Below are 17,269 nucleotides of genomic sequence, written 5' to 3'. Positions count from 1 at the left end.
TAAAACATAACATAGGTAAAAGAATTAAATTCTTTTACCTATGTTATGAAAAATCTAATTATATTATATCCTTAAATCTTTCTTGTTAAAAACTAATATGCTAAGTGCTAATCCTATAATTAAAAATCCTATAACCGGAATATAAACCTCCTGTCGCTCTCCCAAACTTAACAATCTTATTATTTTATTAAAAGGCATAATCAAAATATCTACTCCCTGACCAACATATACACTACCAATTAAAAAACTTAAAAGAATTATAAAGGATGCTACAACCTTTGGAATAATTGAAGAAATTAAAGCTGCTATAGCTAAAATAGCATTACTAACAAGATACAAGAGTACAATTATCTTGAAATTATATACAAAAGCTGCTGTAGCATTGTAAACTTTAGAGCTAGTATAAAAGGTAGTTGTAATGACCTTTGGAAAAATAACATATCCAATTATTGTAGAAAGTATAAAGAATGTAACAAGAATAAACATTGTAAATAAGCATTGGACTATTAATTTTGATAACCATAGTTCAGTTCTAGTATAAGGTCTTGTTAATATTAATCTATACTCACCTGATTCAAATTCTCCGCTTAAACTATCTGTAAAAAGCATTGGAAGTACCAGTATAAATAGTATAAATGTCATGTCCTTGAGAAAAAATACTGTAAAATTCAAAGAGTTTATTTCGGCCTTTATATTAGGAGCATAAAAGCCTATTCCACATCCTAAGAATGATGTTTTATACCAGATTACTGAAAATATAAAACTAAAAAGCATTATAAGTAAGCATACCTTATTTTTCTTTCTACTGCGCATTCTTGAAAATTCACTAATTATCAATTCTTTCATTTTATTACCTCCATTTTATAATTTATATAATTGTTTTATAAGACATCAATTTGCTTAAATAAGATGATCCTCTTTAGTAAATATCCTACAGGCTATTCCACCAAAAAATATTATGTGAGAAATCAGAACAATAATAATCCAAGGTGCTAGTGTAGGTTTTTCTGATAAAACCATGCATATTCCAAGGTGTTGTATTTTAGTGATTGTGGAAAAATATAAATGTGTAATTAGGTTTTCCCCTAAAATAGAGCCAAAATATATAATTACTTCTGAAAATACTAAACCACCTATTATTACAGCTATGCTACAGCCCATAGCTCCGGTTACAGTTTTACACTTAACAGCAAAAACCATAAATACTGAAATCATAGCTATAGTAGTTAAAAATCCTAATGCATAATATTTCCCAGAATATAAAAAGGCCTTTAAAATTGTTACTGAATTACTGTGATAGAAAAGCATTATCTTATCTAATCTAGTGGCTGCGAAGTACCCCCATACCGTACTTAGCAGAAAGAAAGTCAGAAAAAATATAAGCATTGTAGTAATTATGGCGGCCACTTTAGCAAAATATATCTCTAAAAATGAATACCCTCTAATCATAACTAATCGGATTTCTCCGCTTCTATATTCCTCAGTAACACACATACAAACAAACAACATAGTGAATATATTAAATAATGTAACTAACACTTCTTGAAATATCATAAAGGGGTAATTTCCAAAAGATACAAATTCAGCACTAGTAACTGCATGAATATAATTATTACTTAGGTAATATTTTGAGGCTCCAGCTATGGACAAGGGAATAAGTATAAAACAAATCCAGGTCAAACGCCTTTTCCATATTCTTTCGAATTCACTTTTATAAAGTTCCATTATGCTGATTCCCCTTTGGCACCTAAAATCTTCAAAAATATGTCTTCAATACTACCTTCACTTATAGAGAAAAATTCTTCAGAAGTGCCTTTGAATTTTAATTTCCCTTCGTTTATTATTACAAATTTCGTACAAATCTTTTGAAGTTCATCTAACAGATGACTAGATACTAAAAATGATATTCCCTGTTCTTTGTTTAGTTTAAGAATAAGTTCTCTTAACTCCTTCATCCCAAGAGGGTCAAGACCATTAGCTGGTTCATCTAAAATAATTATTTCAGGCTTTCCTAAAAGAGCTTGAGCTATACCTAATCTTTGATTCATTCCAAGTGAATAAGTAGAAACCTTATCATTTCCCCTTTTACTCAAGTTTACAATGTCCAAAACCTCTTCCACCCTATTAAATCTTTCTTCTTTGGCAATATTAGGATGTAACCTCACAAGATTTATCAAAATATCCCTTCCAGTCATATAGTTAAAGAATATTGGTGATTCTACTATAGCCCCAAGTTTTACTAGAGCTTGTTTTCTGTGCTTGGTAACATCTATTTCATTGATTAAAAGTTTTCCCGCATTAGGTTTAATAAGCCCTGTAAGAAGTCTAATAATAGTGGTTTTACCTGCCCCGTTAGGTCCTACAAATCCACATATTTCTCCTTTTTTAATTTCAAAAGACACATCTTCTATAATAGTTCTGCCTTTAATTTTCTTACTTACATTTTTGACTTCCATTACATTTTTCATATAATACCCCTCCTAAATTATTCTAATTATGATTTCAATTTATAAATCCAATTAGTACTAATGGTAAATGCTTCACTATTTAAAATTAACTGGTTTGTTTGACTATATTTCAAGTATAAGAGGTAATTATAAAGATTTCATAAAGAAAAATAAAAATTTATATAAACATATGTCAGATTTATTTGAAATAATTGTAAGGATGTAGTAAAAAATCTATCATTTAATATAATTGAAACCATTGCAACTATCGTATGTGTTAATAGAGACGAACTTATAATAAATTGAGATAACTCAAAAGACCAATTAACTGTATTTAGTTAATTGGTCTTTTGGAGTTATTCGATTAAAGAAAAACTTTTAAACTATTCCAAACATCCTTAATCCAATTATAATAATTGCACTATCTGCAAGAATGTGCACTAGCCATGAGTTAATAAAATTTTTAGATTTCGTATCAAGCCAGTTAAATATAAATCCTATGCTAATTAGTCCTATTAGCGCTAACCCAACAAGTCCACTATTAAACCATGTCTTAAAAATTGCTATATGATATAACCCAAATAGAAGTGAAGAATATATATATGCGAATTTTTTCGATTTAAGTTCATAAAGATTTAAGAAAATAAACCCCCTAAAAAAATATTCCTCTAAAAAAGAGTTTCCAAATGTTATATACAATCCAACATAAATAAAACTTGAAGCAGTAATTTTTGAATTGCTTTGGAGTTTTTCTGATATACTCTGCAAATCTATAATATTCCTCAATAGATAATAAGTAATTAGTACTATAAAAAAGGACATTATTCCAAATAAAAAACCCATTTTTAAATGTTCTTTATCTATATTCTTATAATTTATAGCCTTTGAAGGTTTCTGCTTTTTAATAAATTTACTATAGGCGTAAGGAATAAAAATGAAGAATAAGATTTTTATAATAGTTTTAACTACATAACTTACTACTAGCACCTGTTCTACAAAATATAATAAAATGCATGCAACTAAAGAACTTAAAATTATATACTTTTTTTTCATGTTATCTCTCCTTCATTAAATCATCACCGTATAGCTGTTCATCCTCTTTAAAACTGCAATATTAACGACTTCAGAAGGAGATTTACACTTTCTCCTCTACATCATTTTATCTAAAGTGAATAATTATCAAGGTGGTATTCTAATGTATTATCCGCTTGTTTTTTTAATAAAACGCTTATAAAAAACAGTAATTTCCGAAAATACTGTATTATATTTCCAAGGAAATATAATACAGTAATTATTTCCACAATTGCTTGGATTGTCGTTAATAAAAATTTATGTAGTTCCTCTAATAATAAGTTCTGTTTTAAAGTAAACTTGTTTTTCAGTAAGTAGCTCTCCATTTATTACATCTATTAAGATACTGCAAGCTTTTTTTCCCATCATATATATAGGCTGTGATATTGTTGTAAGTTCTGGCTCAATAATTTCTGATATATGAATATTGTCAAAGCCAATAATTGAAATATCTCGTGGAATTTTATAGTCATTTCGGAGTAAAATTTTCATTCCTCCTAGTGCCATCATATCGTTACTATAAAAAATGGCATCTAAATCCTGAAAACAACTTATTATTTTTTTTGTAGCTATAATACCACCTTCAACATTAAAGTCTCCTTCAAATATATACTTTTCATCATATATTCCATAATTCTTCATTGCATCGATATATCCTTCTAATCTTTGCTTGGATATTTCTATATCCTCTCTCCCCTTTACAAAAACTATTTTACGGTTTCCCTTTTCATATAAGTATTGAACACCATCTATTACCCCCTGCTTATTTAAGCAAAAAACTCCGTAATCATCCTTATATCCTTCAATATATCTATCAACTAATACAAAAGGAACATTGTTGTTCTTTAGTATGGTTATACTTTCATTACTTTTACCGCCTGACATAAAAATAATGCCATCTATAAGTTTACTTATAAGAAGTTCAATATATTTTTGTTCCTTCTCTATGTCATTATCAGTGTTGCATATTATCAAATTATATTCTAACCTCTCTGCCTTATCCTCAATAGCTCTTACCATTTCTGAGAAAAATGGATTTGTAATATCTGGAAGTATAATTCCTATAGTACCGGATTTCTTAGTGCTAAGGCTTCTAGCTATGGAATTGGGAATATAGCTCATTTCCTTAGCAATTTTTAATATTTTTTTTCTGGTTACCTCGCTTATACTAGCATCCTTTTTGTTCATAACCATTGAAACTGTAGCCTTTGAAACTCCGGCCATTTCTGCTATATCCTTCATTGTAACATTATTCATAATTTTCCTCCGATTTTAAGTGAATAGTCATTAGTGATTAGTAATCTAGAATTTAATGTTAGCATTTTATGCTACTAATCTATTTAAAACTATTTTTAAATTTTAGTTAATAAATAAAATTATACCAAAATATACCTTGTATTGAAACAGATTGTAAAATTATAACCCAGAGGACACTCCCCTGGGTTATAATTTTATATATTTTATTATTGAGGAAATAATATTTTAATTACTATTTTTTTATAAGCTGAAGTTCTACTGGAATTTCTTTTGCAACTGTTTCCCCTTTTGCAATTTTAATAGCATTTTCTACTGCAACTGATCCCATTAAATCAGGTTTTTGTGCTATAGTAGCTGCCAGTTCTCCACTTGCAACAGCTGCTTTTGCATCAGCATTACCATCAAAACCTACAATAATCACTTTTTTATTTGCAGCCTTAGCTGCTTTTGCAGCTCCTAGTGCCATTTCATCATTATGTGCAAATATTGCATCAAAGGCAGGAGTGGCTTGAATAATATTTTCAGTAACATTTAATCCCTTTTGTCTATCGAAATCTGCTGCTTGACTAGAAACAACTTTAACTCCAGCTTTCTTATCTACTATATTATGGAATCCTTTACCCCTATCTCTTGTAGCAGAGGCTCCTGGAATACCTTGTAATTCTACTAGGTTCCCTTTACCATTTAATTTTTCTAGTATAAATTCTGCTGCCATCTCTCCACCTTTTACATTATCAGATGCAACGTGACAAGTAACTTCTCCACCACTCGCTTTTCTATCTACAGTTATAACTTTTATTTTATTATCATTTGCAACCTTTATTGAGTTTGTAACTGCATCACTGTCTGTTGGATTTATGATTAATGTCACTATGCCTTGTTGAACTAAATCTTCCACATTAGATCTTTCCTTTGCAGCATCATTTTGGGAGTCAAGAACTACAATTTCATACCCCAGTTCCTTAGCCTTCTTTTCTGCTCCTTCTTTCATTGATACAAAGAATGGGTTATTAAGAGTTGATACCACCATTCCAATTTTCTTTCCACCCTCAGCAGCTTTTTTTGTGCCACAGCCAGCAAACGTTCCCATAATTAGTAGGGTTGATAATGCCATTGATAATAATTTCGTTCTTTTTGTCATTTGAATCATCCTCCATTTTTTATTTATTCTTTTTTTCAACCATTACGGCAAGTAGAATAACTAAGCCCTTAACTATTGCTTGATAAAAAGGTGATACGTTCATAAGATTCAATCCATTATTAAGTACACCTATTATTAATGCTCCTATTATTGTACCAACTACACTTCCTTCTCCACCAGCTAAACTGGTACCACCGAGTACTACAGCTGAGATGGCATCTAATTCAAAACCTACTCCAGCATTTGGAGAAGCGGAACCTATTCTACTAGTAACAATTATTCCACTTAAGGCAGCTGCTCCACCACAAATAACATATACAAGTGTTTTAATTTTATCTGTATTAATGCCTGATAATCTTGCTGAGTCTTCATTTCCACCTAGTGCATAAAGATATCTACCATATCTAGTTTGACTTAAAATATAAAATGCTATACCAAATACTATAATGGTTACTATTACTGGAATTGGTAGTCCTAAAAGCATTTTATTACCTATGCCAGAAAAACTTTGGCCTAGTCCTGATATAGGAGTCCCATTTGTGTATACATAAGTTACACCTCTGAAGATAGTCATTGTAGCTAGTGTAACTATGAAAGCTTGTATTCTTCCTTTAGAAATAAGAATACCATTTATAAGCCCTATAGCGCAGCCAATGGCTAAAGCTACAATTATTGCTAAATATACGTTTCCTGTGGACTTTATTATGCTTGCGGCAGCAGCACCACTCACTGCAAGTATAGACCCTACGGATAAATCAATTCCTCCCGTAAGAATTACAAAGGACATTCCTATAGCTATAACTGCATTTACTGAAACTTGAGTAAATACATTTTTAAGATTTGGTATTGTTAAGAACCTAGGTGTAATAAATGAAATAACTATACATAATATCAAAAGACCTATTAGTGATTTATATTTTAAAACCATATTCTTTAAATTATTTTTCACAATATAAACTCCTTTCTCTGTGAGGGCTCTATTTAAACGTTAATCTGTTATGCCCACCGCATATTTCATTATTGCTTCTTGCGTTGCTTCTTTTCGAGATAGCTCACCAGATATTTCTCCTTCGTGCATGATTAATACTCTATCACATATTCCAAGTATTTCAGGCATATCAGAGGATATCATAATAATTGCTTTGCCCATAGCCTTTAGTTCATTTAGAACATCATAAATTTCCTTCTTAGCGCCTACATCTATTCCTCTAGTTGGTTCATCTATGATTAATACTTTAGGTGCAAGCATTAGCCATTTAGCTAATATAACCTTTTGCTGATTTCCACCACTTAAATTTTTAATTAATTGCTGGGCACTAGGAGTTTTTATAGAAAGCTTTTTTATATATTCTTGAACTTCTTTACCTTCTTCTACTTTATTTATACGTTTAGCTCCATTTTCATATTTTTTAAGATTAGCTAAGGTCATATTGCTTGCAACTGACATACCCAGAATAAGACCTTCTTTTTTTCTATCTTCAGAAAGATAGCAAATTCCATTTTTAATAGCATCTTTAGGTGAACAAATATTAACTTCGCAGCCATCAACAAATATTCTACCTGAAGATTTTTTATATTCTCCAAATATAGTTTTTGCCGTCTCTGTCCGCCCTGAACCCATAAGTCCTGAGATTCCTAGAATTTCACCACTCTTTGCTTCAAAACTAACATTGCGAACCTTTTCAGCAAAGCACAAGTTCTCAACTTTAAGAATAGCTTGCCCCTTAGATGATTCCTTATATGGAAATTGTTCTTCTAGTTTTCTACCAACCATCATTGATATTAAATCTTCTTTAGTAATGTCTTTTGTCTTAACCTCACCAATATATTTACCATCTCTTAGAACTGTTATCCTATCACAGATTTGGAATATTTCATCCATTCTATGGGAGATGTATACAATACACATATTTTTACTTTTAAGATTGTTAATTACTTTAAAAAGATTATCTGTTTCAACATCAGTCAGTGCAGTTGTAGGTTCATCCATTATTATTATTTTCGAGTTTTTAGAAAGAGCCTTTGCTATTTCTATTAGTTGCATTTCACCTACATTTAAATCTTTAACCAAAGTATCCACATCAATAGTGAACCCAATATCTTTAAGTAAAATTTCTGATTTTTCTTTTAGCTCTTTTTTATTTATTCTTCTCGTAATTCCATTAAATCCTTCATTTCCTAAAAATATATTTTCCCATATACTTAAATTAGAAAGAAGACTTAGTTCTTGATGAATAATTCCAATTCCATGTTTCTCCGCATCTTTTATACCTTTTAGATCTACTTCAGAACCTCCAATAATAATACTTCCTGCATCTTTATTATAGACTCCACTTAAAATTTTCATTAAAGTGGATTTTCCTGCCCCATTCTCTCCAAGTAAAGCAAGAACTTCTCCACTGTAAGCTTCTATTTTAACATCTTCAAGAGCTTTTACTCCCGGAAAGTATTTTGAAACATTTTTCATCTGAAGTAGAGGCTGCATGTTATTCATTGAATCTCCTCCTCAAAACTTACTTATATCAAACTATAGTTAAAATACAACTCCTGATTTTAGTATTACATTTGCATAGGGTGTTTGTTCACCTGTTCTTACTACTGCTTTACACTCTTTTAACTGAGATTTTAGTTCCTCGTGAGTTATAAATGTAATTTTTACATCCCCAACTGCTATTTTTATATCATTAAATAATTGAGGACTAACTTCAAAAGTCTCTTTAGCAACTATTACTTCCTCTATTTGAAGTTCTGTTAATATAGATGTTAAAGTTTCAAGAAATCCTGGTATATTTTTAATTAATGCAATATCTATTCTTTTAGTTCCATCTGGTATTGGTAGACCGCAGTCCCCTATAGCTAAGGTATCAGTGTGTCCCATTTTAGATATCACTTCAGATATTTGTGAATTTAGTAATGCAGTTTTTCTCATGACTATACCTCCTTCTTGTAATTCCTTAATGCATTATTATATGGAAAGCCCAATTATTAATTGTAATCTTCACCGTAAATGTCTATTACCTCTTTGTAGCTTGGTATTGAGGGTTGTGCTCCTGATCTTTGAACTACTATTGAAGAAACTTTATTACCAAAAACTATAGCCTTTTTAAGATTTTCATAGTTTAATTCTTCAGACCCTAATTTACTTACTACTGCCCCAATAAAACTATCACCTGCAGCCGTTGTATCAATAGCATTAACCAAAATTGCTGGAATTAATTCTGCCTTTTCTTTAGTTATTAATGCTGCACCTTTTGAACCTAGAGTTATTATTACGTAATTCACTCCCATTTTTATGAAATTTGCAGCAGCTTTTTTAGCACTTTCTAAGTCTTCAACTAAAATTCCTGTAAGTTCACAGGCTTCTGTTTCATTAGGAATTATTATATCTGTACATTTCAATAAATTCTCATCTATTTTTTTTGCTGGAGCTGGGTTTAGTATTGTTATAATTCCTTGAGATCTTGCATAATTGAAAGCAGCGATTGTAATCTCACTAGGCGTTTCAAATTGTGCTACTATTGCATCGCAAGCCTTTATAATTGAATAGCTTTGCTTTATCTCATCTATATTAATACTCATATTGGCACCAGCTACTACAACTATTGAATTATTACCTTCACAGTTAACATTAATTATAGCTGTGCCCGTAGTTTCTTTATTATCTTTAAAAACGTAGTCGGTATTTATGCCATCGTTTTCAAGCTTGCCAACCAAAAATTCACCATTGCTATCTAAGCCAACCTTGCCTATCATGTAAACTTCTGAACCCATCCGTCTAGAAGCAACTGCTTGATTTGCTCCTTTTCCTCCAGGCATAGTTGTTAAACTTTTTGCAAAAATAGTTTCACCAATCTTAGGCATGTTTTCTACTTTTAATACTATATCTAGATTTAAACTTCCAAGTATGCATATTTTACTCATATACTACATCACCTCTTATTTACTTAACCGATTAACTGAACCGGTTAAACATATTGTATACGTTTAAATAACCTTTGTCAATAACTAATTCAATTTTTTTATTTCATATATTTCACAATGGTTAAAATTAAAATAACCACCTTAAATAAATTTATCCAATATGGATAGTTTTTATTTAAGATGGTTACTTTATACTTTACTATGAAATTTAAATCTGTTTTTACCAATTTAATATAATCGCTATTGAAACTGATAAAATGTGAACTATGTTAATTAGCGCAAAGTTTTTAACGGAATAAACAAAGGTTTTACTTTTAATGGGATTTTGGTAGAATATTTTTATGTTTTTATTCAATGGTATTATAGTCAAAATTACCAGCAAAGAAATGACTGGAGAAATTTTCAATATAACTAAAATTATAATGTCTAGGTATCCAATATAATATAAGATTTTAAATAGCTTTAATGCATTTTTTACACCTAAATAGTGTGGCAATGTGTATCTATTATTTAATATATCCTCTTTAACATCACAAATGTTATTAGCAAGCATTATGTTTGCTATGCCGCACATTGTAGGTATGGAAATCAAGAAGATATAAAATACTTCCACTAGGTTTAGACTGAGGGTTAACATATTATTAGCATACATGAAAGAAACTATATTTTTATCAAATATATGAATATATAGCGATAAAAATAAAATTATAAAGCCCATGAATACTCCTGAAAATATTTCGCCAAAAGGAGTACGTGAAATTGGAATAGGCCCATAGGTATATAATATTCCCGCTAAAAATGAAATAATTCCAATTAAGAGAACAATTACATTAGTATTTAAAGTTAATAAAATTCCAAAAGAAATTGCTATTAAAAGCAAAATGAAAATTATAGTTAAGGCTGTAGATTCACTGAAGCCATATCCAGGAATTTCATTTTTATTTTCCTGACTTTTTAAAGCTTTTTTGTAATCAATATAATTGTTAATGGCTGTTGTAGCCATATCAAATGCTAATAGAGATATACTCATAATAATAAAATTTTTAGAATTAAAACTTTTATACCGATATAGTGAATAAAGTGTTCCTAATATAAATGGTATCATACTGGCCAATTTTGTTTTAATTTCAATAAATTGAAAGAAACTAGCTAAAGACAATTTTAAACCCTCCTATTAAATAATAAACTTCTGATTATAAGCATTTGTAATGTAAATTCCTCGGGAAGTTAATTATAGCATATTTAAGAAAGTATAATATATAAAGCTAGCTATACTTTGTTTGACTTTGGAAATAATCCATGATAATATATTTGTAAACCTTATTCAATAACAAGGTTTACAATGCCTAACATAACATATCTACCTGGATAGATATTGGTATTAGGTTAATTTATAACTTTTTAGGGAGGAATTTATTTTGAAATTATCTACAAGAGATTTAATAATTACTGCATTATTTACATCACTAACAGCAGTGGGAGGCTTTATTTCAATACCGATAGGCCCAATTCCTGTAACACTTCAAACTCTTTTTGTTGTTTTATCTGGACTTATATTAGGTGCAAAGCTCGGTGCACTATCTCAAATTACCTATGTTATTTTAGGCTTGATTGGAGTGCCTATTTTCGCATCTGGAACTGGAGGTTTAACTGCTGTAGTTAGCCCTACCTTTGGATTTCTATTGTCTTTTATTGTTGCAGCTTATGCAATTGGCAAGCTTACAGAAAAAAACAAGTCTCTTTCTAAAATAATATTTTCTGTTGTTTCAGGAAGTTTTGTAATCTATATTATAGGGGTACCTTACTTTTATTTTATTTTTACAAACTACTTAGGAAAAAGCATAAATTTTTATGCAGCTCTTAAATATGCTTGCATACCATTTATACCTGGGGATATTATAAAAGCAATTATAGCTATAATCCTAGCAAAGCAATTAATTCCTAGGTTGTCAAAATATCTAAATTCAAAGTAATATGTATTACTATTCCCAGGTTGTCCATATCTCTGGTACATAACCCACTGTGGCTTCTTTACCATTCCTTACTATAGGAGTCTTAAAGAGTTGTGGGTTTTTCAATAGAATATCTTCTTTAGTTTCCTCTCCTCTAATTTGATCTAAATTTAATTTTTTATAATCCTTTGATTTTGTGTTAATTAAGTTATTTAAACCTATGGATTTTTTTACACTTTGTAGTTCACCCTTGCTCAGTCCTTTAATATTTAAATCTATGAATTGATATTTTATAGTTCTTTCCTTAAAATATCGTTCTGTTTTTTGTGTATCAAAACACTTTTTGGTTCCAAAACATTGAATATTCATTTGTTTAATCTCCTTAAAATATATTAGTGTGTGTTTTATGCTACCATTAATTATAGCATTGATTTCAATTAATTATTAAGACACCCTAAAAAACAACTATAATATTATTATAGCCATTATAACTGTTGCTACTATTCCAAAAGTAACAGGTATAAAATTTTTCCTAGCTACTTCATAGGCTTCAACCTTACATATTCCTGCTGCGGCAACCACGCTCCAAGGAATTATAGTTCCACCGCCTATCCAAATAGTGATGATTTGACCAAAGGCCGCCACCTTTTCTTTGTCTATAACAATGGCGGTTGAAAAGGTGTTAGCTAAAGTTCCAACAAGAGGAAGGCCCGCAAAACCTGAACCACTAAGCCCAAGAAGTGTGCTTACTGCTGTTTGTATACCTATCACAGAATATTTGGATAGGGGCACCTTACTGGCTGCATATATTCCTATATCAGTTAAAATACCACTAGCACCATTACCCAAAATAGCAGTTGCTGTATTTTCACTTCCTAGAAAAAAGAAAGCACCGATAATAATAATTGGTGCAAATATACTTATGCCAAAAGTAAAACCACTTTTAACGTATTTAGTAACCTCGCCTAAGGATGTTTTAATATCAGTATGAACTATAGATGAAATTATCATTATTATTGCGGCTGTTCCACCTATTAAAGCTGTAGATTCTGGGCCTATTAACCCTAATCTGGTTATAAATATTATATCTATTATAAATGCTAAAGGAGTAGCTATTGCTATGACTTTTGGTCCAATGGACTGTTTTTGCACTAATTCTTTAGTTTCAGTTATTTTATCATTAACCACAATTTCTGTACTTTTATCTTTTCTCATAAGTATAAATGCTGTAGTTATAGTAACTATACTCATTACCCCCCAAAAGGGAATACAATCTTTAATAATTCCTAATGGACTTGCCAAATTCGCAGTCTTGGCCGTTATGGATGGTGCTACTTGAAGAATGAAATCGCTAGATAAGGCAACTCCATTGCCAAATATACATAAAACTACTGCAGCCCATACAGGAGGTACTCCAGATTTTACTGCTACAGGTACCATTAAAGCACCTATAAAAACCACGGCAGGTGTTGGCCAAATAAACAATGAAACCATAGTCATAGTTATACCTAGAACAAAAAAAGACATAGTTTTATTTACCATTAATTTCTTCAAAGGTTTTATAATTATCTCATCTGAACCAATGTCAGTTAAGGCACTAGACATTGCATTAACTAATGCAATAAGGACAACTACTTCAATAAATTCTTTTCCAGATACAACTATCGCCTTATATATAATCTGCACAGCTTCTAAAACATCACCTGTAAAAATATACCCTATTATCCCAATGCCTAAAACACATGGAAGTATAACATCCTTTTTAAGTGTAATTATCACAATAATTATTACAATGATGATTATATATGCATAATGGATTGTACTTAAATTTACCATGTGTTTTTATTCCTCCTGTATATTTATAAAATAATCAATTTGTATTGTTTCCAAAAATGGTTGAAAACATGCAATATATAATAAATCAACCTTTGAAATATATTTCATGACTTTAATTATTATTTATGATAGACTTATGACTAATAAAAAATATTTAACAATAAAATTATATTTTCAAAAATAGGAGGCAAAGATGTTAAAAATTTGGGGGAAATTAATTTATGATAATAGAATTATTGAAGATGAAGTGTCAGTATCGGAAATCCAAGACAGTTATCAAGAAAATTTAAAAGCGTGCATAACAGAGTTATGTTACAAATTTGATATATCAACACCTTACTGGCTAAAATCAAATATTAATGAATATAATAAAAGACATAAAACTAGTTTTGATGAAAATAATTTCATAGAAGAAATTTATTTTGATAAATTTCTGATAGAAGAATTAAAAGCGAATGAAAAATAGTGCCCTCACAGGCACTATTTTAATTTTACTCATATCTGAGGGCATCAATTGGATCTAATTCTGCTGCTTTTTTAGCTGGGTAGATACCAAAAAAAACACCTACTGCTGAAGAGAATAAAATAGAACCAACTATGGATGCCAAAGATATCACTGGCGTTATTCCTGCAAAACTTCCTATTATCTCAGCTCCAACAATGCCCAAAATCATTCCCATTATACCTCCTATTAGGGATAGAATAACTGACTCTATTAAAAACTGCATTAGTATTATTTTAGTTGTTGCTCCTACTGCTTTTCTTATGCCTATCTCCCTTGTTCGCTCGGTCACTGACACAAGCATTATGTTCATTACACCAATACCACCAACCAGTAGAGATATAGCTGCAACTGCGCTTATAAAAGCTGTGAATATTCCAAGGACACTGTTAATTTGCTCAAGAACTGCGAGTGCATTGTCTGCTGAATATATTTCCTTGCCACGGTTATTGTGTCTTGATTCTAACATTTTTATTGTTCCATTTCCTACGGATTCACTATTATCTTGTGAATCTGCAACTACTGTTATTGAACTTATTTTAAATTCCTTGGACTGTAGGGTACTTAAGAAGGTTACTGGTGCCGTTATTATAATGGGTTTACCAGAATTTCCGCCTTTTCCAAAAGGAGAGGATATTCCTTTTTCAACACCTATAATAGTCATCTTTTTCATTAATGCATTTTGACCTATTTTTATACTTTGACCTACTACATCAGAATAACCAAACAATGTAATTGCATCAGCTTCGTCAATTATGCCTACTGTGGCTGCTTGCTCATATTCCTTTTCATTAAAATATCTTCCAAAAATAATTTCTGTGTTATTTATATATGCAAGATCTGGAGAGCCTCCCCTCATAAACGAGTTTTTACTTTTCTTATCAGAAAAAACAGTACCTTGAAGTTGAAAGGCAGGACTTGCATATTTAATACTTTCAATTTTTTGTTTTATCTGTTTAACATCCTCTAAGGTTATATAATCTGTTGATTGGGGATTTTCTCCACTTACTTTAACTGTAAGTGAAGAGGCCCCCAATTTTTCAAATTCACCTGTGATAGCTTTTTGACCTCCTTGACCAAGAGATACAATTGTTATAACTGAACTTATACCAATTATTATTCCAAGCATGGTAAGGAAAGATCGCATTTTATTAGCCTTTATACTTTCTAATGCTGTTTTTACACTTTCAAATATATTCATACTTTCACTCCCTCTATAAAAGGATTCTATGCTTAACAATAGAATCGGATACAATTTCACCGTCTCTAAACCTTATTATTCTATTTGTATGCTCTGCAATATCAGTTTCATGGGTTACCATAAGGATTGTAGCTCCTTCATTATTTAAATCTTCAAATATCTTCATTATATCTTCTGAAGATTTAGAATCAAGGTTCCCAGTGGGCTCATCGGCCATGATCACCGCTGGAGAATTAACTATGGCCCTTGCGATAGCGGCTCTTTGCTTTTGTCCTCCTGATATTTCATTTGGCAAATGACGTACTCTATCTGATAGCCCTACTTTATCAAGTGCATAAAGAGCTTTTTCCCTGCGCTCCCTCGCAGGTATACCCGCGTACATCATAGGAAGCTGAACATTGTCAAGCAAGCTAATTCTTGGAATAAGATTAAATGACTGGAATACAAATCCTATTTCTTTATTTCTTATATAGGCAAGTTCATCACCGCTGAGAATTGAAATATCACGTCCATTTAAAATATACTTACCACTATTCATTTTATCGAGACAGCCAAGTATATTCATCAAAGTAGATTTCCCAGAGCCAGAAGCCCCCATTATTGATGTAAACTCTCCCTTTTCAATTTTAAGATTAATATTTTTAAGGGCTGTGAATTCAAGATCTCCAGTTTTGTATATTTTTATAAGGTTTTTTACCTCTAACATTTATATTCCTCCTTGTATTCCCTTGGTACAAAACAATTATCTCTTACTTTAATTTTTTGCCTCTTTTACAATTATGCCTTCCAAAATTGAAGTTGAAGGGTTCAATATAACTTTTTCATCTTTTTTTACCCCTTTATTTATTTGAACTTCAGTATCTGACTGGAATCCAATAGTTACCTGTCTTTCATGCACTATATTTTTTTCAACAACGTATACTAAACTTTTGCCACCTTTTTCTACCTTTAATGCTTCTGAAGGTATTTTAACAGCGTTTGCAGCTTTACCTACTAATATGTCTATGTCTACATCAAAATCTATCTTTAAATCTGGAGCTTTATCTAGAATAGATATTTCTACTGCTAAGGTTGTTTCACTTCCGGTTACCCCCACTGTTTTAGTCGCTGCGGGGTCTATAAATGAAACACTACCTTTATAGGTTTTTTCTCCATTTTTAATTATTACTTCTTGACCAATTTTAACTTTACTTGCATCATATTTTCCAAGTGAGGCGGTTGCTTTTAAGTTCTCTATATCTTGAACTACTACCACGGCCTCCATACCATTCCCTATGGCACCTTCTATAGCCGTAAGGGTTGTTACAACTCCGGCATTCGTAGATATAATTGTGCTTTTATTTTCTACTAGCTTCTGCTTAGCCGAATTCAAGGATAATTCTGCTAGCTTTACAGAATTATCTGTTTGCTTTAACTTCTCCGAGGAAAATGGCGATAAGGCACTCTTTTGTTGTTTTAAACTTTCCAATTTTACTTTATCCGTTGGATTTGTGCTTTTTTCTAATGTTGCAATTTCTTTAGCCAAATCTGCAATTTTATTTTTAATATTATCATTTTGATTATACAAATCCTCTTTAGCAAGTAATGCATTATCATATTGAATTTGAGCTTGACTAACTGTGGAAGCTAAATCTATAGTATCATAAGTTACTAGGATATCACCTATTTTAACCTTGTCTCCTACTGATACATTAACTTTTTTAATTTTAGATTGAAGACCAAAATATTCTTTACTACTCTTTGAATTCACTTTTGCGGTGGTAGATATATAGGATTTAAGTTCACCTACCGCAGCTATTGAAGTTTTTACAGTTACAATTTTACTAGCCTTCTTTTTTTCACTTATTAGAAAAACACCACTTAAAATACCTACTACAATTAATGCATAAATTACTGTTTTCTTTTTCATCATTAGTCCTCCTTATATGCTTTTGAATATAG

Annotated in this window: 18 protein-coding genes; 2 read left to right on the top strand and 16 right to left on the bottom strand. The window is 30.7% G+C overall.

From position 1 onward, the window contains the following. Positions 1-63: 63 nt before the first annotated feature. The 11 genes from Ctaglu_RS11825 to menA all read right to left on the bottom strand — a co-directional run bounded on the left by Ctaglu_RS11825 (position 64) and on the right by menA (position 10,996). Positions 64-846 carry a DUF2705 family protein gene (locus Ctaglu_RS11825; RefSeq protein ID WP_125001820.1) on the bottom strand — a complete coding sequence of 261 codons (783 nt, stop codon included), beginning with the start codon at positions 844-846 and terminating at the stop codon, positions 64-66. A 54-nt stretch (positions 847-900) separates the two neighbouring features. Further along, positions 901-1,725 (bottom strand): DUF2705 family protein, encoded by an 825-nt coding sequence (locus Ctaglu_RS11820; RefSeq protein WP_125001817.1) that lies wholly within the window; start codon positions 1,723-1,725, stop codon positions 901-903. Then, positions 1,725-2,468, bottom strand: coding sequence for an ABC transporter ATP-binding protein (locus Ctaglu_RS11815; RefSeq protein WP_125001814.1), 744 nt, complete (start codon positions 2,466-2,468; stop codon positions 1,725-1,727). The genes Ctaglu_RS11820 and Ctaglu_RS11815 overlap by 1 nt, the downstream gene beginning before the upstream one ends. Positions 2,469-2,825: 357 nt before the next feature. Next, on the bottom strand, positions 2,826-3,500 hold the full coding sequence (locus tag Ctaglu_RS11810) for a CPBP family intramembrane glutamic endopeptidase (RefSeq protein ID WP_125001811.1): 675 nt from the start codon (positions 3,498-3,500) through the stop codon (positions 2,826-2,828). Between the two features lie 276 nt (positions 3,501-3,776). Further along, positions 3,777-4,775: a LacI family DNA-binding transcriptional regulator gene (locus Ctaglu_RS11805; protein ID WP_125001808.1), complete on the bottom strand. Its 999-nt coding sequence runs from the start codon at positions 4,773-4,775 to the stop codon at positions 3,777-3,779. Between the two features lie 232 nt (positions 4,776-5,007). Continuing rightward, positions 5,008-5,916 carry a ribose ABC transporter substrate-binding protein RbsB gene (gene rbsB / locus Ctaglu_RS11800; RefSeq protein ID WP_125001805.1) on the bottom strand — a complete coding sequence of 303 codons (909 nt, stop codon included), beginning with the start codon at positions 5,914-5,916 and terminating at the stop codon, positions 5,008-5,010. A gap of 19 nt (positions 5,917-5,935) precedes the next feature. Continuing rightward, entirely contained in the window at positions 5,936-6,865 is a 930-nt protein-coding gene (locus tag Ctaglu_RS11795) for an ABC transporter permease subunit (protein WP_125001802.1), read from the bottom strand. A 39-nt stretch (positions 6,866-6,904) separates the two neighbouring features. Next, on the bottom strand, positions 6,905-8,410 hold the full coding sequence (locus tag Ctaglu_RS11790; protein ID WP_125001799.1) for a sugar ABC transporter ATP-binding protein: 1,506 nt from the start codon (positions 8,408-8,410) through the stop codon (positions 6,905-6,907). A 39-nt stretch (positions 8,411-8,449) separates the two neighbouring features. After that, positions 8,450-8,845, bottom strand: a complete 396-nt coding sequence (gene rbsD / locus Ctaglu_RS11785) for a D-ribose pyranase (protein ID WP_125001796.1) — start codon at positions 8,843-8,845, stop codon at positions 8,450-8,452. Between the two features lie 56 nt (positions 8,846-8,901). Next, positions 8,902-9,837, bottom strand: a complete 936-nt coding sequence (rbsK, locus tag Ctaglu_RS11780; protein ID WP_125001793.1) for a ribokinase — start codon at positions 9,835-9,837, stop codon at positions 8,902-8,904. Positions 9,838-10,057: 220 nt separating this feature from the next. Then, positions 10,058-10,996 (bottom strand): 1,4-dihydroxy-2-naphthoate polyprenyltransferase, encoded by a 939-nt coding sequence (menA, locus tag Ctaglu_RS11775; protein ID WP_125001790.1) that lies wholly within the window; start codon positions 10,994-10,996, stop codon positions 10,058-10,060. A 259-nt stretch (positions 10,997-11,255) separates the two neighbouring features. Here menA and Ctaglu_RS11770 point away from each other — a divergent pair, with 259 nt between their 5' ends. Beyond that, on the top strand, positions 11,256-11,810 hold the full coding sequence (locus Ctaglu_RS11770) for a biotin transporter BioY (RefSeq protein ID WP_125001787.1): 555 nt from the start codon (positions 11,256-11,258) through the stop codon (positions 11,808-11,810). A 9-nt stretch (positions 11,811-11,819) separates the two neighbouring features. On the opposite strand, the gene Ctaglu_RS11765 is transcribed toward Ctaglu_RS11770, so the two are convergent. Both Ctaglu_RS11765 and Ctaglu_RS11760 read right to left on the bottom strand, forming a co-directional pair. Beyond that, the gene (locus tag Ctaglu_RS11765; protein WP_125001784.1) at positions 11,820-12,158 is read right to left on the bottom strand and encodes an arsenate reductase family protein; all 339 of its coding nucleotides are present in this window, start codon (positions 12,156-12,158) and stop codon (positions 11,820-11,822) included. 96 nt (positions 12,159-12,254) lie between these two features. Continuing rightward, a complete protein-coding gene (locus Ctaglu_RS11760) occupies positions 12,255-13,625 on the bottom strand; it encodes a TRAP transporter large permease (RefSeq protein ID WP_125001781.1) in 1,371 nt (456 codons plus the stop codon). A 193-nt stretch (positions 13,626-13,818) separates the two neighbouring features. Here Ctaglu_RS11760 and Ctaglu_RS11755 point away from each other — a divergent pair, with 193 nt between their 5' ends. Then, positions 13,819-14,091, top strand: a complete 273-nt coding sequence (locus tag Ctaglu_RS11755) for a hypothetical protein (RefSeq protein WP_125001778.1) — start codon at positions 13,819-13,821, stop codon at positions 14,089-14,091. 25 nt (positions 14,092-14,116) lie between these two features. Here Ctaglu_RS11755 and Ctaglu_RS11750 read toward each other — a convergent pair whose 3' ends face one another. Genes Ctaglu_RS11750 through Ctaglu_RS11740 form a run of 3 tightly spaced genes read right to left on the bottom strand, consistent with a single transcriptional unit; the run spans position 14,117 to position 17,237 of the window. Next, positions 14,117-15,328 carry an ABC transporter permease gene (locus tag Ctaglu_RS11750; RefSeq protein WP_125001775.1) on the bottom strand — a complete coding sequence of 404 codons (1,212 nt, stop codon included), beginning with the start codon at positions 15,326-15,328 and terminating at the stop codon, positions 14,117-14,119. Positions 15,329-15,341: 13 nt separating this feature from the next. Then, a complete protein-coding gene (locus Ctaglu_RS11745; protein ID WP_125001772.1) occupies positions 15,342-16,034 on the bottom strand; it encodes an ABC transporter ATP-binding protein in 693 nt (230 codons plus the stop codon). A gap of 48 nt (positions 16,035-16,082) precedes the next feature. Further along, positions 16,083-17,237, bottom strand: a complete 1,155-nt coding sequence (locus Ctaglu_RS11740) for an efflux RND transporter periplasmic adaptor subunit (RefSeq protein WP_207669472.1) — start codon at positions 17,235-17,237, stop codon at positions 16,083-16,085. Between the last annotated feature and the right edge of the window lie 32 nt (positions 17,238-17,269).

Origin of the sequence: Clostridium tagluense, from assembly GCF_003865095.1 — a bacterium.
In the GTDB taxonomy this organism is placed as follows: domain Bacteria; phylum Bacillota; class Clostridia; order Clostridiales; family Clostridiaceae; genus Clostridium_AD; species Clostridium_AD tagluense.
Note: the sequence above shows the minus strand (reverse complement) of the source record. Positions and strands in the feature narration are given on the sequence as shown.